Annotated in this window: 17 protein-coding genes; 10 read left to right on the top strand and 7 right to left on the bottom strand. The window is 72.3% G+C overall.

What is annotated here, in order from left to right:
* Positions 1-87: 87 nt before the first annotated feature.
* The 3 genes from ACIQ7M_RS21120 to ACIQ7M_RS21130 form a co-directional block, all read right to left on the bottom strand.
* Positions 88-1,701, bottom strand: coding sequence for a transporter (locus ACIQ7M_RS21120; RefSeq protein ID WP_403646419.1), 1,614 nt, complete (start codon positions 1,699-1,701; stop codon positions 88-90).
* Positions 1,698-2,495: an ABC transporter ATP-binding protein gene (locus tag ACIQ7M_RS21125; protein WP_403646421.1), complete on the bottom strand. Its 798-nt coding sequence runs from the start codon at positions 2,493-2,495 to the stop codon at positions 1,698-1,700. The genes ACIQ7M_RS21120 and ACIQ7M_RS21125 overlap by 4 nt, the downstream gene beginning before the upstream one ends.
* 139 nt (positions 2,496-2,634) lie before the next feature.
* Positions 2,635-3,288 carry a bifunctional DNA primase/polymerase gene (locus ACIQ7M_RS21130; RefSeq protein ID WP_403646424.1) on the bottom strand — a complete coding sequence of 218 codons (654 nt, stop codon included), beginning with the start codon at positions 3,286-3,288 and terminating at the stop codon, positions 2,635-2,637.
* Between the two features lie 305 nt (positions 3,289-3,593).
* Between ACIQ7M_RS21130 and ACIQ7M_RS21135 the strand changes: the two genes are divergently transcribed.
* Together ACIQ7M_RS21135 and ACIQ7M_RS21140 are read left to right on the top strand one after the other, a co-directional pair.
* On the top strand, positions 3,594-4,979 hold the full coding sequence (locus ACIQ7M_RS21135; protein WP_355765437.1) for a transcriptional regulator: 1,386 nt from the start codon (positions 3,594-3,596) through the stop codon (positions 4,977-4,979).
* A gap of 288 nt (positions 4,980-5,267) precedes the next feature.
* Entirely contained in the window at positions 5,268-6,929 is a 1,662-nt protein-coding gene (locus ACIQ7M_RS21140; protein ID WP_403646428.1) for a hypothetical protein, read from the top strand.
* A 100-nt stretch (positions 6,930-7,029) separates the two neighbouring features.
* Here the strand turns inward: ACIQ7M_RS21140 and ACIQ7M_RS21145 are convergent, their stop codons facing one another.
* Positions 7,030-8,331 (bottom strand): ABC transporter substrate-binding protein, encoded by a 1,302-nt coding sequence (locus ACIQ7M_RS21145; protein WP_403646431.1) that lies wholly within the window; start codon positions 8,329-8,331, stop codon positions 7,030-7,032.
* Between the two features lie 117 nt (positions 8,332-8,448).
* Between ACIQ7M_RS21145 and ACIQ7M_RS21150 the strand changes: the two genes are divergently transcribed.
* Positions 8,449-8,949, top strand: a complete 501-nt coding sequence (locus tag ACIQ7M_RS21150; protein ID WP_355765429.1) for a hypothetical protein — start codon at positions 8,449-8,451, stop codon at positions 8,947-8,949.
* Positions 8,950-9,051: 102 nt separating this feature from the next.
* Complete coding sequence (gene purU / locus ACIQ7M_RS21155) at positions 9,052-9,936, top strand: formyltetrahydrofolate deformylase (RefSeq protein WP_355765427.1); 885 nt, start codon at positions 9,052-9,054, stop codon at positions 9,934-9,936.
* A gap of 111 nt (positions 9,937-10,047) precedes the next feature.
* Here purU and ACIQ7M_RS21160 read toward each other — a convergent pair whose 3' ends face one another.
* Both ACIQ7M_RS21160 and ACIQ7M_RS21165 read right to left on the bottom strand, forming a co-directional pair.
* Positions 10,048-11,337, bottom strand: a complete 1,290-nt coding sequence (locus ACIQ7M_RS21160; protein ID WP_403646963.1) for an MDMPI N domain containing protein — start codon at positions 11,335-11,337, stop codon at positions 10,048-10,050.
* A 119-nt stretch (positions 11,338-11,456) separates the two neighbouring features.
* Positions 11,457-12,038, bottom strand: a complete 582-nt coding sequence (locus ACIQ7M_RS21165) for a sigma-70 family RNA polymerase sigma factor (protein WP_355765424.1) — start codon at positions 12,036-12,038, stop codon at positions 11,457-11,459.
* Between the two features lie 406 nt (positions 12,039-12,444).
* On the opposite strand from ACIQ7M_RS21165, the gene ACIQ7M_RS21170 reads away from it, so the two are divergent.
* On the top strand, positions 12,445-12,828 hold the full coding sequence (locus tag ACIQ7M_RS21170) for an STAS domain-containing protein (protein ID WP_403646436.1): 384 nt from the start codon (positions 12,445-12,447) through the stop codon (positions 12,826-12,828).
* 264 nt (positions 12,829-13,092) lie between these two features.
* The gene (locus tag ACIQ7M_RS21175; protein WP_355765418.1) at positions 13,093-13,605 is read left to right on the top strand and encodes an EF-hand domain-containing protein; all 513 of its coding nucleotides are present in this window, start codon (positions 13,093-13,095) and stop codon (positions 13,603-13,605) included.
* A gap of 403 nt (positions 13,606-14,008) precedes the next feature.
* Here ACIQ7M_RS21175 and ACIQ7M_RS21180 read toward each other — a convergent pair whose 3' ends face one another.
* Complete coding sequence (locus tag ACIQ7M_RS21180) at positions 14,009-15,541, bottom strand: class I adenylate-forming enzyme family protein (protein ID WP_403646441.1); 1,533 nt, start codon at positions 15,539-15,541, stop codon at positions 14,009-14,011.
* A gap of 162 nt (positions 15,542-15,703) precedes the next feature.
* On the opposite strand from ACIQ7M_RS21180, the gene ACIQ7M_RS21185 reads away from it, so the two are divergent.
* From ACIQ7M_RS21185 to ACIQ7M_RS21200, 4 genes are all read left to right on the top strand, one after another.
* On the top strand, positions 15,704-16,891 hold the full coding sequence (locus ACIQ7M_RS21185; protein WP_403646444.1) for an amidohydrolase family protein: 1,188 nt from the start codon (positions 15,704-15,706) through the stop codon (positions 16,889-16,891).
* Positions 16,891-18,045: an acyl-CoA dehydrogenase gene (locus ACIQ7M_RS21190; RefSeq protein ID WP_386983801.1), complete on the top strand. Its 1,155-nt coding sequence runs from the start codon at positions 16,891-16,893 to the stop codon at positions 18,043-18,045. Before ACIQ7M_RS21185 ends, ACIQ7M_RS21190 begins: the two co-directional genes overlap by 1 nt.
* A 9-nt stretch (positions 18,046-18,054) precedes the next feature.
* Positions 18,055-19,095, top strand: coding sequence for an acyl-CoA dehydrogenase family protein (locus tag ACIQ7M_RS21195; protein ID WP_403646448.1), 1,041 nt, complete (start codon positions 18,055-18,057; stop codon positions 19,093-19,095).
* A gap of 494 nt (positions 19,096-19,589) precedes the next feature.
* Complete coding sequence (locus ACIQ7M_RS21200; RefSeq protein WP_403646451.1) at positions 19,590-20,036, top strand: ATP-binding protein; 447 nt, start codon at positions 19,590-19,592, stop codon at positions 20,034-20,036.
* Positions 20,037-20,474 lie beyond the last annotated feature (438 nt).

The following is a 20,474-nucleotide window of genomic DNA, read 5'->3' on the forward strand; positions in this document are numbered from 1 at the left end:
CGCGGTGTGCCGTCCCGGCCGCTCAGCTCACCTTTCAGGGGGACGCGCACCGCAACGCCGCGCAAGCACCGGTGACGGCCCGCGCGCTCACCCCTTGCTGACCGCCGTCAGGATCTCCGGCAGCCGCCCCGCCGTCCGGGGTGCCGCGAGCTTGAGCCCCAGCAGCGTGATCAGCGCCCCGTAGACGGCGCCCACGGGCAGCAGCAGCCAGGTCCAGCGGTCGCCGTCGGCGCTCACGTTCAGCCAGATCGTCAGGGCGATGACGGGAGAGGCGAGCAGCGCGGCCGAGATCAGGCCGCCGAAGATCGCGATCCAGGCGAGACCGGCCTGACCGGGCGCCACGTTCTTGTAGCCCTCCTGCGGGATGGAGTACGGGAAGCGCGCCGAGGACCAGGCGCCGGTCGCCAGCATCGCGCCGAGCAGCGCGAAGGACAGGCCGAGCACCTCGGGCAGCTTCCCCCACGCGCCGAGCAGCCCGGTCGTCAGGGTGGTCACGAGCGTCGCGTACGGCAGGGTGATCAACAGCAGGGCCAGCGCCCGCCCGCGCAGCTCGACATAGGCGTCGCGGGTCGAGGAGATCGTCAGCGCCACCATCCAGAACGCGGACGTGTCCTGCCCGAACTGGTTGTACATCTGGATCCCGAGCATCCCGGCCGCGAAGCACGCGAAGTAGACCGAGCCGGTGCCCTGGAGGGCGTTGAACACCGGCACGATCAGCCCGATGGCCAGCGAGGTCACCCAGGCCGCCTTGGTCTTCGGATCGCGCCACACGTACCGCAGGCTGCGCTCCATGACCGTGCCGGTGCGTCCGGCCGGCAGCAGCCGCGCGAGCCCCGAGGGGCCGCGCTCCTTGGCGGCGGGTTCCGCGGCCTGGAGCGTGGACCCGTCGGGTGAGGTCATCAGCCGCGTCAGATGACGGGACCAGAGCGCCAGCAGCCCCGCCAGGGCGGCCGCGCACAGCGCGAGCTGGACCGTCCCCGCCCCGTACGACCCGTCGCTCACCGAGTCCACGGCACCGACCGCCGACGCGGGCGGGATCCAGCGCAGCACGTCCGTCACCGGGTCCAGCTCCGACAGCCCGCCCGCCGAACCGAGCCGCTGCGCGCCGAAGTTGACGAGCTGGGCGCCGACCGCGACGACCAGTCCGCTGAGCACCGCCAGATCGCGGCCCTTGCGGCTGGACAGCAGCCGGATGTTGGCGGCCGCGACGGCCCGCGCGAGGGCCACACAGACCAGCAGGGCGAGGACGAGGGCGACCACCGCCGTCGCGTACGCGGCCGCCCCGTGCGCGACCGCGATCACCGAACCGAGCAGCAGGCAGAACGTGAAGAGCGGCCCGACACCGACCAGGGAGGCTGCCAGCAGCGCCCGGACGAGCGGCCGGGGCCGCAGCGGCAGCATCACCAGCCGCGTCGGATCGAGCGTCTCGTCGCCGCTGGGGAAGAACAGCGGCATCACCGCCCAGCCGAGCGCCAGGATCACCGTGAGCAGGACGCCGACGGCCTCGGCGTGCTCGTTGCCGCGCAGAGCGATCAGGCCGAGCAGCTGGAGCGCGGCGAAGAGCAGCACGAGCACCGTGGACGCGATGAACGCGGCCCGCCGCCCGGCGGACTGCCGCAGGCCGTTGCGCAGGAGCGACAGCTTCAGCCGTACGACGACGGGGGTGATCGACGCGGCGGAGACGCCGGTGCCGGCGCTCATCGGGGCGTCCCGCCGCCCAGCCAGTCCAGATCGGCCGTGGTGCCGCGGCCGTGCGCGCCGACCAGTTCCAGGAAGGCCTGCTGGAGCGAGGGCGCGCTGCCGCGCACGTCGGCGAGCGGGCCGTGCGCGCGGATCCGCCCGGCGGCCATGACGGCGACCCAGTCGCACAGCGACTCGACCAGCTCCATCACATGGGAGGAGAAGACGACGGTGGCGCCGGACGCGGTGTACCGCTCCAGGACGCCCCGGATGGTCTGCGCGGAGACCGGGTCCACGCCCTCGAACGGCTCGTCCAGGAAGAGGACTTCGGGGTTGTGCAGCAGCGCGCAGGCCAGGCCGATCTTCTTGCGCATGCCCGTCGAATAGTCGACGACGAGTTTGTGCTGGGAGCCCGCGAGGTCGAGGACGTCGAGGAGCTGGGTGGCGCGCTTGTCGACCTCGGCGCCGGGCAGCCCCCTCAACCGGCCGGTGTAGCCGAGCAGTTCCCGTCCGGAGAGCCGCTCGAAGAGCCGGAGCCCCTCCGGCAGCACGCCGATCCGGGCCTTCACCTCCGCGGGGTCGCGCCAGACGTCGCGACCGACGACCTCGACCGTGCCCTGATCGGGCCTGAGCAGCCCGGTCACCATCGACAGGGTGGTGGTCTTGCCGGCGCCGTTCGGCCCGACGAGCCCGATGAACTGTCCCGCGGGAAGCTCCAGATCGATCCCGGCCACGGCGACCTGCTCACCGAACCGCTTCCAGAGCCCCCGCACACGCACGGCGGGCACGCCGCCGCCCTTCGCTCCCTCGCTCATACAGGCACCCTAAGGGCCCCCGGCCGCCCGGTACCGGTCCCCGCCGAGTCCGGTCGATCTACGGATGCCGGCCGGGCTCCGCCCGTTCCTGTCCGGGCACCGCCCGTCCCCGCCCCTCTCCGGCGGTCCCCGCCGGTCGCTACCGGTCCCGTCCGCAGGCGTAGGCCAGCGGGGAGATCAGCTCCTCCGCCTCCGGCAGCCAGCGGTTCGCGGGCGTCGGCCGGCAGGCCCACTGCACGGCACCCCGGGATCCGACCCGGGTCGGCGGTGCGGCCACGTAGGCGCCCTCGCCGAGCACGGTCAGATCGAGCGAGGCGGGCGGCCAGCCCAGCGCCCGCACCAGGGCGGGGACCTTCGCCGCGGCTCCGGGGAGCACGAAGAACTGCATGCGGCGGTCCGGGGTGCACGTCACCGGCCCGAGGGCGAGATCCATCCGCCGCATCCGGGCGAGCGCCAGGAACCCGGCCGTCTCGGGCACGTCGATCGCGTCGAACGCACGCCCCGTGGGCAACAGGATCGACGCCTCCGGCCGCACCGACCAGAACCGCCGCGCGACGGTCGCGCTGCCCGTGGCCTGGGCCGCCCAGTCCTCGCGCGCCGGATGAGCGCCGGGCGCGGCGCAGGCGGGGTCACCGCAGGAGCAGAGCTGCACCCCGCCGGCCGTCACCAGCCAGGTGCCGGGAAACACGTCCCAGTGGCGTTCCTCGGCATAGCGCACGGCGGTTTCCGGCAGCGATTCGCCACGCTGCTGGGGAATGTGTGCGGACTCGGTTCCTGTGATGATCTCTTCCACGTCGATCTCAACTTCCGCGTCACCCCAGGGTTACGGGGGACACGCGCGCGGGGGAGGAGCATCGGTTTCCCGGCTGGGGCGCATGGATGCACGTGTGGGGGCGCGCGGGGGCAGCGGCAGCCGGTAGCGGGTAATCAGGGGTGGGGTCGGGCGACCGCCCTTACCCCGGCAATCCTCACATGTCTCGCATCTTCGGTATGTCTGCGGGGCATTGATCTTCCTGGCCGGCCTCCTTCGGTGCACCGGCCGGTGAGGACACGTCAACTCGGTGCGTGGGCAGGCACCGCAGCCACAGGGGGTACGCCATGGCCGCAAGGCCTCTCATCGCCAGGCAGCCGAACGAACGGCTCCAGGCACTCATCCAGGAAGCGGGCTGCTCGAACGCCGGGCTGGCCCGCCGAGTGAACATGTGCGGAGCGGAGCACGGACTCGATCTGCGCTACGACAAGACGTCGGTCGCGCGCTGGCTGCGTGGGCAGCAGCCCCGGGGGCGGGCTCCGGCGATCATCGCCGAGGCGCTCGGCCGCAAGCTCGGCAGGACGGTCACGATCGACGAGATCGGCATGGCCAACGGCAAGAACCTGGCGTCCGGGGTGGGGCTCCAGTTCTCGCCGACGATACTGGGCGCGATCGAGCAGGTCTGCGAGCTGTGGCGCAGCGACGTGGGACGGCGGGACTTCCTGTCCGGGTCGTCCGTCGCCGCCTCCGCGCTCGTCGAGCCGAGCCGCGACTGGCTGATCTCGTCGCCGGACTCGCAGGTGGCCAGGTCGGCGGGCCCGCGCGTCGGGCTCTCGGACGTGGCGGCCGTCCGCGCGATGACCCAGGCCCTGACCGACCTGGACCACCAGTACGGCAGCGGGCATGTGCGCCCGGTGGTCGTGCACTACCTGAACAGCGTGGTCTCCGGGCTGCTCGCCGGTTCCTACCGCGAGGCGGTCGGACGTGAACTGTTCGCCGCCGTCTCCCGGTTGACGGAACTCGCCGGCTACATGGCCATCGACACCGGCCAGCCCGGGCTCGCCCAGCGCTACTACATCCAGGCACTGCGGCTCGCGCAGGCGGCCGGCGACCGCGCCTACGGCGGTTACGTCCTCGCCGCGTCCATGAGCCACCTGGCCGCCCAGCTCGGCAACCCGCGCGAGATCGCGCAGTTGGCGCGCGCGGCCCAGGAAGGGGCGCGCGGCCGGGTGACACCGCGGGCGGAGTCGATGTTCCACGCCGCCGAGGCGCGCGGGCACGCGCTGCTGGGCGACGCGCGCGCCGCGCAGGTGGCGTCCGGGAAGGCCGTCACGGCCCTGGAGAACGCGGACGCGGCCTCCGGGGACGACCCGACGTGGATCGCCCACTTCGACGAGGCCTATCTGGCCGACGAGTTGGCCCACTGCCACCGGGACCTCGGCCAGGCCGAGGCCGCCGCGCGGTGCGCCGAGGAGGCCCTGGCCCGCCTTCCCGAGTCGCGTGCCCGCCGCCGGGCCATCGGCTATGTCCTGCTCGCCACCGCACAGGTCCAGCGGCGCGAGGTGGAGCAGGCCTGCCACACCGGTCTGCGGGCCGTCGAACTCCTCGGCACACTCCGCTCCAACCGCGGCGCCGAGTATCTGGAGGACCTTCAGCAGCGCCTGGCGCCGTTCCAGGACGAGGCCGTGGTGCGGGAGTTCGGGGCGCGCATGGAGTTGCAGGCGGCGGCGTGACCGCACGCCGGAGACCTCGTGCGGCAGCGGTCGTCGGTGCGGGTGTGATCATTTCGCTTCGCGGTCTTCCGGGCTCGGGTCCGTGAACATATGGCCCGTAGAGGAGTGAACGCCGGGAAAACGAGGGCGCTGTGGGGGAGAGGAGTGAGATACAGCGCATTCGGGGGCGGTTTCGTTACCCGCGTCACAGGGCGCCGCGGTCACCGCAGGTGCTGCGTGGCACCGGGTTGTGGGGACCCGGTAGCGTGAGCCGATGATTCCGAAGGTCCCCCATTCGTAGGAGTCCCGGTGACGCAGAGTGGACAGGGCGAGGAGCCCTCGGCGCGGCCCGCGCGCGAAGGCATCGTGCTGCCCTCCGACGGTAGCGAGCCTCTGCTGCCGGGCACGACGGGTGACCGTGTGACCCCGGCCAGTGGTCCGGCCTGGGGTGGACAGTGGGGCCCCGACCAGTCGGCCGCCCCCGCCCCACAGGCCGCCGACGGCTGGGGCGCGCCCGCGAACGCCGATCCGTCGTGGGGTGCCCCCACGCCTCCCGGTGCCCAGGGCTGGCCGGCGGCGGCGGATCCGCACGGCGCACAGCAGGCGCACGGCTTCGGCGCGCCCGGATCCGGCTCCGCGCCGCTGCCGCCCGAGAGCGCGCAGTCCTCGGCGTACGGCGCCCAGAACGGCTATGCGCCGGGGGCGCACGGCTCGGGCGCCGCCGCCGGATACGACGGCTACGGCGCCTACGGGACCCAGGAGCAGCAGGGCGGGCACGCCGGCCACGGGACTCAGCTCCCGTCCGGCGGCGAGGACGGCGCCACCCAGTACATTCCGTACATACCGGCCGCCCCGGGTGCCGACGAGGGGGCGACGCAGTTCATACCGCCGGTCCCCGCCGGGCCGGACGAGGGCGCCACCCAGTTCATCCCGCCGGTCGGGCCGGGCGCCCTGCCGCCGGAGGTCGCGGCCGGCACCCCGCACTACCCGGGGCAGACCGCTCGGGGCGGTTCGGACGCCGACGCCACGCAGTACATCCCGCCCGTTCCCACGCAGCCCTCGGGGTCCTACGGGATGCCCTCCGGCGCGCCCGAGGAGCGGCAGCCCCCGGCGGAGTTCGACAATCTCTTCCGCAGCGAGCCGGAGGTGGCCGGGTCGACGCAGATGCTGCCCCGTATCGACGCGGGCGGCCCGCAGGACCCGTACGGCCCGCAGGACCCCTACCGACCGGGTGACCGGTACGGCGCCCAGCCGGTGCCCGGCGCCGGCGGTGGACGTGCCGCCGGACGGCGTGCCGGTCAGTCCGGCGGTGACGGAGGCGGCGGTGGCCGCGGCGGCTCACGCCTCCCGCTGATCGCGGCGGTCGGCGTCGGCATCATCGTGCTCGGTGTCGGCGCCGGTGCCCTGCTCAGCGGTGGCGGCGGTGGCGACGACGGCAAGGACGACACCGGCACGACGGTGGCCGCGACCGCGCCCGCGACGGCGGGCTCGTCGGCGCCCGCCGGTGCCGATCCGGTGAAGGCGCAGGCCGTCGAACTGGACAAGCTCCTCGCGGACAGCGCCAGCAGCCGCGACTCGGTGATCAACGCCGTGGCGAACGTGAAGGCGTGCGGCGACCTCGACCAGGCGGCCAGTGATCTGCGGGACGCCGCCAAGCAGCGCGGCGAGCTGGTCACCCGGCTCGCCGGCCTCTCGGTCGACAAGCTGCCGAACCACGACGAGCTGAGCGCCGCCCTCAACAGCGGCTGGAAGGCCTCCGCCGCGGCCGACAACCACTACGCGGCCTGGGCCGACCAGGTCAAGAACGACAAGAAGGGCTGCCGCAAGGGCCATGCCCGCACCACCGGGCAGACCCAGGCGGGCGACCGGGCCAGCGGCACGGCCTCCGCCCAGAAGGGGAAGGCCGCGACGCTGTGGAACTCCATCGCGTCGCAGTACGGCCTGACGCAGCGGGCCCGCACCCAGCTCTGACCGCGCACACCGGCTCCGGCCGCGCACGAAGGCCCGGCCCCCGCACCGAACGGTGCGGGGGCCGGGCCTTCGACGTGAGCGGTGTTCCGGCCCCGGCCGGCTAGTCGGTCTCCCCGTCCAGGGTCTTCGTCATGTCGACGAACCCCTTGCGCTGCGAGGTGAGCTGACCGCCGCTGACGGCCTGGAACGTGACGTCGGCGTTGACCAGGCGCGGGAAGTCGGCGGCGGCGGCGTCCGCGTCGAAGCGCCAGCTCAGCTCCGGGGTGAGCCCGCCCGTGTCCACCTTGAGGCCGTTGTCGAGTTCGCGTCGGAGGGTGAGGGGCGAGACCTCTCCGGCACCGAGGGACTCGATGGCCTTCTTCAGCACGGTGTAGGCGATCCAGGTGGTCTGCACCCCGGCGTCGGCGGGGTCGATCCGGTTGTCGCCGAAGGCCTGTTCCTTGATCACCGCGCGCATCGGGTTCCAGCGCGAGTCATCGGCGGTCGGGTACCAGCCGGTGACGTACGAACCCTCGTAGGGGCCCGACTTGCCGCCGGTGGCGTCGATGAGCGACTGGTCGACGTTGCCGATGACCGTACCGGTGTGCACCTTCGGGAAGTCCTCGGCGTCGCGCCGGAAGGAGTCCATGAAGGTGTTCGTGCGGTCGCCGAGCGCGGGGACCACACAGCCCGGCCTGCTCGGGTCGGACGTCGCGTGTTCGAGCGCCTGCCGGGTCGGCTGGGAGTACTCGGTGGCGTCCTCGGCCGCCCGCTGGTCCGCGGCCCGCGAGTGGCCCAGCGCCTTCAGACCGGAGTCGAGCAGCACCGGCAGCTCGTCACCGGCGATGGTGTCGGGGCGTATGAGCGAGACGGGGCCGCAGTTCTTGCCGAGCTGCTCGCCGAGGCCCGCCAGCAGGACGCCCTGACCGCCGTTGACGGGGTAGGAGACGGGGCTCGTGAACTCGTCGTCGGTGACGCCGAAGCCTCCGATGTAGGGGATGCCCGCGCTCTCCAGCGGGGCGAGGAACGCCCGGCTGTGCTGGCTGTAGGAGCCCACGACCGCGACGACGTCCTCGTCGACGGCCCGCTCGGCGCAGTGCGCGGCGGCGACCGAGTCGTTGTGGTCGTTGCAGGTGAGGACCTGGAGACGGCGGCCGTTGATGCCGCCGTGGGCGTTGACCCAGCGCGCGTAGGCCCTCGCCAGGGCCGGCATTCCGGGCTTGTTCGTCGCGTTGGTCTTCTCGGGGGCCCAGGTCATCACCTTGACGGGGCCATCCCCGGAGCCCCCCGTGGCACCAGGGATGACCCCGCATCCGACGGCGACCGACGCGCACGCCAGTAAAGCGCTCGCGTACAGCAGCTTGGCCTTGCGGGGCCGGGGCGGAGTGGGGGAGGTGGTGCGAGTGCGTCGCCTACCGGTCATGGGCATGCACGATTCCGCCACATCAAAAATATTTATGTGACCCGTGGTCGACACCAGGTGACGCAGAGGTGAATTACAGGGGTCGATGAACTGTTTTTCACGAAGAACGTACGATCGATGACCGTGCAAGACTCGGAGAACTCTTCCCGCCGCGGCCGTCGCTCATCCACCATGGGCGGCATGCCACTGAACGACATGCCCTGGTGGCGCTGGCGCTGCAATGTGCGCTCCGCGCTGCACATGCTTTCCGACCCCGCGTTCCAGAGAGACGTCTGGCTCGCCGGCGTCGACGGATACGGCGACGTCACCGACGCCGTGTACCGCCTGGTCGAGGACACCTGGCTGGACAACTGGTCGGCCGAGAAATACGTCGGCACGATCTTCCGGGACTCCCAGGAGGCGGCCCTCGTGGACAGTGCCGTCCTGCGGGTCCTGCGGATCATGCACCAGGTCGGACCCGACGCACCGGTCTCCGCCTATCTCGACCACCAGGGCTGGCCGGACGCCCTGCAGGCCGCGCGCGCCGCGCACACGCGGCTGGCGTCGAGCGACGGGGAGGACCCGGACGCGCCTCCGCGCACCCTCGAGGTCCTGCGCATTCTGACGCGGTCGGCGTAGGTCCCGCGCGGCGTCCCGACGCCGTCGGCCCGGGTCCCGCGCGACGTCCGCGTGGCGGGACGGCACTCCTGCGCGGGCGCCCGGTATGAAAGCCTGTCCCGCATGAATGAGCCGTCCGCCCGTGAGACCGTGCCGTCCGCCGAGCAGTACGTCCTGACGCTGTCCTGCCCCGACAAGCAGGGCATCGTGCACGCCGTGTCGAGCTACTTGTTCATGACCGGCTGCAACATCGAGGACAGCCAGCAGTTCGGCGACCACGACACGGGTCTGTTCTTCATGCGCGTCCACTTCTCCGCCGAGTCCCCGGTGACCGTGGAGAAACTGCGGGCGAGTTTCACGGCGATCGGCGACGCCTTCCACATGGAGTGGCAGATCCACCGGGCCGAGGACCGGATGCGGGTCGTCCTCATGGTCAGCAAGTTCGGCCACTGCCTGAACGACCTGCTCTTCCGCGCGCGGATCGGCGCGCTGCCCGTCGACATCGCCGCCGTGGTCTCCAACCACACCGACTTCGCGGAGCTGGTGGGGTCGTACGACGTTCCCTTCCACCACATCGCGGTGACGAAGGACACGAAGGCCGACGCCGAGGCGCAGCTGCTGGAGCTGGTGCGCGAGAAGGGCGTCGAGCTGGTCGTCCTCGCCCGCTACATGCAGGTCCTCTCGGACGACCTGTGCAAGCAGCTCAGCGGACGCATCATCAACATCCATCACTCCTTCCTGCCGAGCTTCAAGGGCGCCAAGCCGTACCACCAGGCACACGCCCGCGGGGTCAAGCTCATCGGCGCCACGGCGCACTACGTCACCGCCGACCTCGACGAGGGCCCGATCATCGAGCAGGAGGTCGAGCGGGTCGGCCACGACGTCACCCCCGACCAGCTCGTCGCCATCGGCCGTGACGTGGAGTGCCAGGCGCTGGCCCGCGCCGTGAAGTGGCACGCGGAGCGCCGCATCCTGCTCAACGGGCGCCGCACGGTCGTCTTCGCCTGACGTCCGGGCCGCCTGCCCACACGACTTCCCGGCCGCCCGACCTCCGGACCCCCGACTCCCCGGCCGCCCGACCTCCGGGCCGCCAGACCGCCCGGCTTCCGGAACGCCGGACTACATCCGGCTCAGCGAAGCCGCCGCGGACAGGACGTCCCTGATGACGTCGCGGTCGCCGTCCTGTCCGGCGGCCGCCTCCTCCGGGGAGACGTGGCCCGCGGCCAGGCGGCAGAACTCGACCCCGTCCAGCGCGACATGGGCCACCTCGTGGTCGGCGGAGCCGACGGCGCCGGGGGAGTCGAGCGGGATGAGCCACTCACCGCCTCCGGAGCCCTCGATCTCCAGGCGCAGACTGCGTCCCGGAGCGCCGGCCGTGACGAGATGCCGGACCGACCGGGCCGAAAGACCGGCCCGGCGCCGCTCGGCGAGGGAGACGGGCAGCATCCGCGCGGCCAGGTCGATCATCCGGTGCAGATGCCGGGGAGCGGGCGGCTCGTACGGGTAGTCCACCGCGTCGGCGATGTCCCCCGCGTGCACCCAGCACTCGAAGGCCCGGTCCAGCATCGAGTCGCTGAGCGGCAGCTCGAAACCGCCGTACGCCACGGTGAGCCGCCCGGAGGCCTCCCCGCCGGCGACCCCGCCCGCGGCCGGGGCGCCCTCCTCCACGAACGACACGCTCCGGACGATGCGGTGGCTCTGTTCCCGCCAGGGGCCGCGCACGGACCGGGTGGGCGGGACGTGCGAGGAACGCCAGTACGCCTCGGTGCGCTCCTGCGGTGTCGGCCGCTCCTCCCCGGCCGTGTTGACCGGGTCGTCCAGCCCCAGCGCGACGGCGACCAGTCCGTCGACGCTCAGCAGATGGGCGATGACCCCGGCGACGGTCGTACGACGGCTCAGGGGCCCGTCGCCCTCGAACCAGCGCAGCCGCACGGGCGCGTGCCATTCGGAACCGCCGATGTCCTGGAGCAGGGCGTCGAGACGGGCGGTCTCCGCGTCGTACGGAGCGGCCCACTCGGGTACCGGGATGCGCGGCGGGCGCCGGTCCAGGCAGCTCGTCAGGACGCGGGTGCGCAGCGCCGGGTCCAGGTCGAGGCTCTCCGCCGGGTGCAGCAGCCCGACCGCCTCGCGCAGCCGCAGCGCCTCCTCCGCGCACGAGCCGCAGTGCCCGAGGTGGTCCTCGACGGCGGTCGTCTCGTCCGCCGAGCAGGCGGCCAGCGCCCAGGCCCCCAGCAGTGACTTCAGGACCCGGTGTTCGAGGACCGGCCCCGGCCGGTCGGTGCGGGCCGGTTCGGGCAGCGGCAGCCCGGTGTCCTCCACGGAGGCGCGGGGCGGCGGTATGCGCGGCGGCCCGCCCGGCAGCGGCGCGGTGCCACCGCCGTCGGCGTCCTCGTGCCCGTCCTCGTGCATGCCGCTGTGCCCGTCCTCGTTCTCGTCCGTGGTCCCGTGCCCGTTCCTGTGACCGTCCTCGTACCCGCCCGCGCGGTCCTCCTCGTCGTCGGGCGACGGGAACCGGCCAGGTTCCTCGCTCACCGCGCACCCCCGGGTTCCGGCGGTGTGCCGGCCGGCCCGGCGTCATGGGCGGTGGACAGCAGCTGGAGGCCGAGACGCAGCCGGCGGCGGGCCTCGTCCTCGGTGACGCCGAGATCGGCGGCCGCCTGGCGGTAGTCGCGGCGCTGGAAGTACGCCAGTTCCAGGGCGGTCCGCAGCGGGGTGGGCATGGACGTGACGATGTAGTCCGCGCGGGCGGCGACGGACGCGCTGCGCACCTTGCGCTCCAGCTCCTCGGCGGTGCCGTCGCCGCCGCGGGCGAGTGCGGCGGCCTCGGTCGCGCGCAGGCGCTGGACGGCCAGACGGTGGGTCAGGCCGGCGACCCAGGAGCGCAGCGGACCCTGCTTCGGGTCGTACGCGTCGGGGTTCTCCCAGACATGGGTGAAGACCTCGCGGGTGATCCCGTCGGCGGCGCGCTCGTCCCCGAGCACGCGATGGGCGAGACCGTGCACGAGCGAGGCGAACCGGTCGTAGAGCTCGCCGAGTGCGGCGGCCTCCCCGCGAGAGAGCCGCTGCTGCATCTTGCGGTCCCAGCGGGGCGGTGCGTCCTGCGTCGCCATACGGCCCCCTCACCCCTGGTCGTGCCCGGCGCTCGTCCCTGCGTCCGGCCTGTGTACCGGTCGTGTCCCCTGTCGCTGTCCAGCCATGCGGTGCTGCCGTCCAGCGTGTGCGCATCCGCTGTCCTGAATGTAGTCGGCACGTCCGGCGGCGCACGCCCCTTTGCGTCAATGTGCGCCCCTGGGCGGGCCGTGAATGGTAAAGGCGGGGCACTTCCGTCTCCGTGCCTGACCGTAACTGGCCGTATGCGACCGAAAGTGAACCCTCGCGAAGCACTTTCGACCGTAGACAGGCGTTTCTTCCTGGCGGGATCCGTGTTTCATGGAACTACGGCGGGGCAGCCGCGCTGGAAGGAAGCGTACGGAGTGCTTCCGTTTCTGCTGGGCGAGGCGAGCGAAAGGCGTGGCGGTGACGCTCGAAGTGACGCACGTGACCGACGTGACCGACGGCGAGTGGGCCGTGCTGCGGGTGTCGGGCGAACTCGATCTCGTGACGTCGCCGGGGCTGCGGCAGAGCGTCCACGACGTGGTGGCGGCGGGCCGGCACAGCATCGTCCTGGATCTGTCCGAGGTGGTGTTCTGCGACTCCAGCGGTGTCGGTGTCCTGATCGCGGTCCGCCGTCTCATGCGCTCCTGCCGCGGTCGTCTGCGCCTGATCCTGCCCGCGCGGGGCGCGGTGGACGGCTCCCATGTGAACCGTGTCCTCGGGGCCCTCGGCGTGCGCCGGCTCTTCGACGTGTACCCGGACGTCGACGCGGCCACGGACGAGGAGTCCCGCCCGCTGTCGGCCTGAGGGCCCGGTCACGACCGCTCGGTTCGACGGCCCGCCGACGGCCGATTCCCGCCCCCTCCACGCCCTCCGCCCGCCCCGATCCGGTCCCGTCGGGGTCCCTTTCCGGTCCGTTTCCGGTTCCTCTCCCGTGTCTCGGAATTCTTGCGGTCTTGGTACAACCGTCGCTTTCCGGCACCCCGGACGGTTCGGTCGTCGTACGCTCCGTCCCAGATGAACCGCAGTCCGGCCGAGGCCGGCTGAGTAGTGAGGCGGTCCGAACACACCATGGTCAGTTCCGAGTACGAGCGCAGGATCGCCGCCCGGTTCGCCGGCTTCGACCAGGACGGCAACGGCTACATCGACCGGGAGGACTTCAGCGCCGCGGCCAAGTCCGTCCTCGCCGAGTTCGGCACGACCGCCCGGTCGGACAAGGGCCAGGCCCTCTACATCGGGGCCGAGGCGTTCTGGCAGGGTATGGCCGGGATAGCGGACCGTGACGGTGACCAGCGGATCACGCGTGAGGAGTTCGTGAGCGGCGCCGTGAAGCGGCTGCGCGACAACCCCGAGCGGTTCGCGGAGATCGCCCGTCCCTTCCTGCACGCGGCCCTCGCCGTGGCGGACACCGAACGGGCCGGCGCGGCCACGGTCGGGGAGGTCACACGCGTCCTCAAGGCGCTGGGAGTGGGCGAGGACGTCGCCGTCGGCGTGGCCGCCGCTCTGGACTCGGACGCCGACGGACGGATCGGCGAGACGGAGATCGTGAGCGGCTTCGCCCGCTACTTCACGGTGCCGGAGTAGCCGGACCGGCCGGACCAACCCGGCCAGGCGGGCCGGCCGGCGGGGCCCGGGATACCTGGGATGGCCGGAGCACCCGGGCCGACCGGACGGTCCGGGTAGCTGGGGTAGCCGGGTTAGCCGGAGGCTCCGGAGCGGCCGGCGGATCCAGGGCAGCCGGGGTGGCCGGCGGGTCCCGAGCAACCGTTGAGAAGTCGCATGGCCCGGGGCCACCGGTAAGTCCGGGGGAGTCGGAGCGGCCGGGGGCAGTCGGAGAGCCCGGGGCAACCGGAGGTCCGGGACAACCGGGAGCGGCCGGGGGCAGTCGGAGTCCGGGGTGCTCGGAGGTCCGGGGCCGCCGGGAGCGGCCGGGGCAGTCGGAGGGGTCTGGGTGCCCGGGGTGGCCGGTGGGAGTCGGCGCGGGGGCTCACTCCGAGAAGCGCTCCCTGAGCCGGTACTTGAGTACCTTGCGCAGCGCCTCGTTGCGCGGAAGGGCGTCCACGACCTCCAGCTGCTCCGGCAGCTTGTGCACGGACAGCCCTTCCCCGCGCAGGTACGACGTCACCTCGGCCAGCGTCAGCTCGGGCGCGTCCGGCGGCTGCTCCACCACCGCGCACACGCGCTCCCCGCGCTCGGCGTCGGGCAGTCCGATCACGGCGGCGTCGCCGACCGCCGGGTGCCGGTGCAGCAGGTCCTCGATCTCCTTCGCGGAGATGTTCTCGCCCTTGCGGATGATGATGTCCTTCACCCGGCCGGTCAGGACGAGGTGACCGCTCCCGGTCAGATGCCCCACGTCCCCGGTGATCAGGAACCCGTCCCCGTCGAACGCCTCCGCGGTCTGCGCCGGGTCCAGATATCCCCGGCACACGGCCTCCCCCCTCAGCCGCACGTCGCCGTCGGCCCCGCACGGCCGGTCGGCGCCCGCCGCGTCCACGATCCGTATCTCCATGCCCTCGGGGGGCCGGCCCTCCGTGGTGGCCAGGTTCTCGGCCGTGTCGTCCGGCGCGCCCATCGTGATCATCGGGACCTCGGTCATCCCGTACCCGTGGGTGAGCTGCACGCCCATCTCCCGGACGACCGAGTGATAGACCTCGGGCGGCTTCGGGGCCCCGCCGCCCGCGAGCAGCCGCAGCGTGGGAATGACCGGCTCCCCGGGCCTCTTGCGCTGTTCGGCCAGGAACATCGAGTAGAACGCGGTCGACCCGCCCGCCACCGTCACGCCGTGCCTGCGGTACTCGTCCAGGGCGGCGGGCAGCGCGAAGTGCTCGAACATCACGGCCGGGAAGCCGTACAGCAGCAGCATCACCGTGTAGTCGGGACCGGCGATGTGCGCGTACGGGAAGGCCATCGAGCCGACGTCGCCCCCGGACAGCCGCAGCGCGTGGGCGAGGCAGGAGCCGCCCGCGATCAGTGAACGGTCGGTGTGCAGCACGCCCTTGGGGTCGGAGGTGGTGCCCGAGGTCCAGTAGATCCAGCGGACGGAGGTTCCGTCGGCGGGCGGGGGCGGAAGGACGGCGGGATCGCCGTCGGGCAGCGTGTCGTACGCCTCGAAGACGTTCTTCGCGTCGAGCCGGTGGGCCATCGCGGTGTGGTCGAAGCCGCGCCACTCGCCCGGGACGGCGACGTACTCGGCCTTCGATTCCCGCAGCGCGAAGCCGACCTCACGGTCGCGGTAGAAGGGGATGACCGGCGACTGCACGGCGCCGAGACGGGCCAGCGCGAAGGACAGCAGGGCGGTCTCGATCCGGGTGGGCAACTGCCAGGCGACCACCGTGCCCGGCCGTACGCCCTTGTCGTGGAGGCCCGCCGCCACCCGCTCGGCGCGGTCGCGCAGCTCACCGAAGCTCAGGGAGCGGTCGCCCTGGAGCAGGACGGGCCGGTCGGGGGTGAGGCCGGCCCGGCGGTCGACCAGTTCCCACAGCGTGCGCGCGGAACTCAGGGCGTGTGCGGTGTCGTTCACTTCGGCCCCCTGTGGTCGTTCTCTTCACCGATAACTGACGGGCAGTCAGATCGTGGCAGAGCGTAGGGCCCGGTGCCTTGTCGGTCCATAGGCGCGGAGCTAGCCTGCTTGTGGAATTGAATCTGACGGGTCATCAGAAACGTACGCCAGGCGGAGGGGACCATGACCGAACTGCCCCGCATCATCAGCGTCGACGACCATGTGATCGAGCCCGCGCACCTCTTCGAGACCTGGCTGCCGCGGAAGTACCGCGACCGGGGACCGAGGCCGCTCACCGCCGGCATCGGCGAACTCGCCTACGTCGGCGGCAAGTACCAGATCACCATGGACCCGGACGGCCCGCCGACCGACTGGTGGATCTACGAGGACCTCAAGTTCCCGTACAAGCGGAACATCGCCGCCGTCGGCTTCGACCGCGACGAGATGACGCTGGAGGGCATCACCCGGGCGGAGATGCGGCGCGGCTGCTGGGACCCCGTCGAGCGGCTCAAGGACATGGATCTCAACCATGTCGAGGCCAGCCTCTGCTTCCCCACCTTCCCGCGCTTCTGCGGCCAGACCTTCGCCGAGGCCCACGACAAGGAGGTCGCCCTGGCCTGCGTGCGGGCGTACAACGACTGGATGGTCGAGGAGTGGTGCGGCGACAGCGGCGGCCGGCTGATCCCGCTGTGCCTCATCCCCCTGTGGGACATCGACCTCGCGGTCGCCGAGATCCGCCGCAACGCCGCCCGGGGCGTCAGGGCCGTCACCTTCTCCGAGATCCCCACCTATCTGGGGCTGCCCTCCATCCACTCCGGTCACTGGGACCCGTTCTTCGCGGTCTGCCAGGAGACCGGGACGGTCGTGAACATGCACATCGGCTCGTCCTCGCAGATGCCGGCCGCGTCCCCCGACGCACCCCCCGCCGTCCAGGCCTCGCTGTCCTTCAACAACGCGATGGCCTCCATGATGGACTTCCTGTTCAGCGGCGTCCTGGTGAAGTTCCCGCGCCTCAAACTCGCCTACTCCGAGGGCCAGATGGGCTGGATCCCGTACGCCCTGGAACGCGCGGACGACGTCTGGTCGGAGCACCGCGCGTGGGGCGGGGTCAGGGACCTGATCCCGGAGCCCCCGTCGACGTACTACTACCGCCAGATCTTCTGCTGCTTCTTCCGCGACAAGCACGGAGTGGCGTCCCTCGACGTGGTGGGCCGCGACAACGCCACCTTCGAGACCGACTACCCGCACGTCGACTCGACCTTCCCGCACACCAAGGAGGTCGCCCTCGACCATGTGAAGGGCCTCGACGACGAGACCGTCCACAAGCTCATGCGGGGCAACGCCATCCGCATGCTGGACCTGGACCTGTAGTGGACCTGACGTACACCCCCGAGGAGGAGGAGTTCCGCGCGCGCCTGCGGACCTGGCTCGCCTCGGTCCTTCCGGCGCTGCCGCCGAAACCGTCCCCCCGCGACTGGCCCGCCAGACGGGCGTACGACCTCGGCTGGCAGCGCATGCTGTACGACGCCGGGTACGCGGGCCTGCACTGGCCCGTCGACGCGGGCGGCCGGGGAGCCACGCCGACGCAGCACCTCATCTACCTGGAGGAGACCGAGAAGGCGGGCGCCCCCTATGTGGGGGCCAACTTCGTCGGGCTGCTGCACGCCGGACCGACCATCGCCTCCGAGGGGAGCGCGGAGCAGCGGGCGCGCTGGCTGCCGCCCGTGCTGCGCGGCGACGAGGTCTGGTGCCAGGGCTTCAGCGAACCGGACGCCGGCTCCGACCTCGCGTCGCTGCGCACGCGCGCGTGGCGCGACGGCGACGACTACGTGGTGAGCGGCTCCAAGATCTGGACCTCCCACGCCGAGGTGGCCGACTGGTGCGAGCTGCTGGTGCGGACGGACCCCGCCGCGCGCAAGCACCGGGGCATCACCTGGCTCGCGATGCCGATGGACGCGCCCGGCATCACCGTCCGCCCGCTGCGGACGCTCGCGGGCTCCACCGAGTTCGCGGAGGTCTTCCTCGACGAGGTGCGCGTCCCGGTCGCCAACCGGGTCGGCGCCGAGAACGACGGCTGGCGCGTGACCATGGTGACGCTCTCCTACGAGCGCGGCACCGCCTTCGTCGGCGAGGTGGTCGCCTGCCGCCGCGTCCTGTCCGAGGTGGCGCGGGAGGCGCGCAAGAACGGCCGCTGGGACGACGCCGTCCTGCGCCGCCGTCTCGGCAGGCTGAACGCCGAGTTCCGCGCGCTGTGGCGGCTCACCCAGTGGAACGTCAGCGAGGCGCAGAGCACCGGGGGCGTGCCCGGCGTCGGCGGTTCGGTCTTCAAGCTGAGGTACTCGCACGCCCGTCAGGAGCTGTTCGACGCCGCCGCGGAGGTACTCGGCCCCGAGGCCCTGGACCTGGGACGGGAGTGGACGCTGGACCGGCTCTCGTCCCTGTCGTACACGATCGCGGCGGGTACCTCGCAGATCCAGCGGAACATCGTGGCCGAGCGGATCCTCGGTCTTCCCAGGGGGAGGTGAGTTCGACCGGTGGACTTCCGGCTGACGGATGATCAACGGGCCCTGCGGCAGGGCGTACGCGAACTGCTCGAAGGTCGGTTCGGGCGGGAGGCGCTGCGCGCGGCCGTCGACCGGGCGGACGGCAAGGGCGGGACGGGGGAGACCGGCGGGACAGGGGAGACCGGTGGGACGGAAGGGAAGGGCAGGACAGAGGGGAAGGCCGCGATCCCAGGGGTGGGCGAGGGGCGCCCGGAGGGCGTGCGCGTGCTCGACCGGGAGCTGTGGCGCGAGCTGGGCGCCGCGGGGTTCTTCGCGCTGCGCCTTCCCGAGGCCGAGGGCGGCGTCGGGCAGGGCCTCCCGGAGGCCGTGCTGGCCTTCGAGGAGGCGGGGCGGGTCCTGCTGCCGGGACCGCTGATCGCCACCCATCTCGCCGCGGGCGCCGTGCCCGGAGCGGCCGCCGGGGAGGTGGTCGTGACGTCCGCCGACCGCGGGCTCGTGGAATGGCTGGACGAGGCCGATGTCGTACGGGGCGACGCCACCGGGGCCGAGCGGCTGGACTCGCTGGACCCACTGACGCCCCTGCACCGGCTGCCCGTGACCGACGTCCGGCCGGCCGGACGCGGCGCACCCGGGACGGCCCCGGCGCCGGACAGGCTGCTCGTCTCGCTCCTCACCGCCGCCGAACAGCTCGGCAGCGCCGCCCGAACCTGCGAGACCGCCGTGCAACACGCCCGGACGCGCGAGCAGTTCGGGCAGCCCGTCGGCGCCTTCCAGGCGGTACAGCATCTGTGCGCGGGCATGCTCGCGCGGGTCGAGGTGGCCCGCGCGGCCGTCTACGCCGCCTCGGTCACCGTGGACCCGGTGGATGTCGCGGCCGCCCGTGTGCTCGCCGACGAGGCCGCCGTGCGCGGCGCCCGTGACTGTCTCCAGGTGCACGGCGGCATGGGTTTCACCTGGGAGTCCGACGTCCATCTGCACCTGAAGAGGGCCTGGACACGGACGCATCGTGCCGGTGGCGCTACGCAAAGTGAGGAGGAGCTGGCGGACGATCTGGTGGCCGCCGAGGCGTAGAAGGCCGCTGTCCTGGGGTGTCGCGGGAGGAACGGGGGTGGATGTCGCGGATCGTGGCAAACCAGGATCACGGAGTGTTGAGACCGGGTTGTGTCCTAGGCGTGACTTGTCACGGCCTGGAGTCGGCGCCGGGCTCCGGTACCTTGTGTGGGATGCGAGTGGTTCTGAGGCTGAGCCATCCCGGTGTTGCCCCCGAGGCCGCGCCGGACCCGGCGATGCGCGCCGCTCGTGAGGCAGTGCGGACCCCCGTACCTGCCTGTTCGACTCCCCGTGGCGAGCGTCGCACAGTATGCCGCACGCGTACTCCTTCGCGCTGGAATATGCCCGAAGCGCTTGTTGGGGTGACTGTACGTCAACCATGCTGTCTCGCAAGGGAATCACGTTCCGTGATCCTTGTTCTGGCCATGCAGAAAATGGCTACGATCGTGGCCCTTGTGAGGCGCGAGGCGATGTGTCCGCCGGTTCGGATGGTGTGAGCGGTGCAGGTGCTTCAAGTGCAGCTGGAGATCCGGCCCGACCCCGCAGAGGTGGGGCGAGCCCGGCTGTGGGCCCGTTCGAGGCTCGCCGGGTCCGGGATAGACGCCGATGAACCACTGGCCGAGACGCTGATCCTGCTCGTCTCGGAACTTGTCACCAACGCCGTGGTGCACACCGGGTGTCCGGCCGTGCTGCGCCTGTGTCTGCCAGGTGGTGCCGGAGCCGCCACCGTGCGTCTCGAAGTGGCCGACTCCAGCGCCAGGCCGCCGATGCCCCGGCACGCGGACGGTGACGAGACCAACGGCCGCGGCCTGGAACTGGTCGACGGCCTCGCGGACCGCTGGGGCTGGAATCCCGAGGGTGCCGGCAAGCGCATCTGGTGCGAGCTGGACCGCTGCGCCTCGGACGCCGCACAGGACTCCCCTTACGGCGCCTACGGCGGCTTCGCGTACGAGGCGGTCTAGGGCCGGTCCGTCCGTCCCGACCCGCCCCCTTCCCTGCTGTCGCCGTGTGGCGTGGCCGGGTTCGGCGACGTGGCCTGTCCTCCCCGCGCGCTCTCGCGTTTCGTGCATGTATGCACGAAACCGCTGTACACGGCCGCGGTGGTGGCCGAATGCGCCGGGTCGTGCTTCTGTACGCGCTGTCTCAAATAGGATGAATCGCTGCAAATCCCCGATCGACTGTTGACGTGACGTGTCCGTTTGATCACGCTTGTGTTCAGCGATTCGCCGCGAGGGGACGACGAGGGCTCCGGTGACGGGGGCCCTCGGCGAGTGTGGGTCGTGATTCGGCGTCAGCTCCCCCACGGCCAGGGGAGGCAGGGCGGGTACGCCGGAGGCGGATGGCGGCGCGCGATGCCGTGCCCGGGGTGAGGTGGGGACCTTCGGCCGGGCGCAGTCGAG

Source organism: Streptomyces sp. NPDC096324 (assembly GCF_044763015.1).
Taxonomy (GTDB): Bacteria; Actinomycetota; Actinomycetes; order Streptomycetales; family Streptomycetaceae; genus Streptomyces.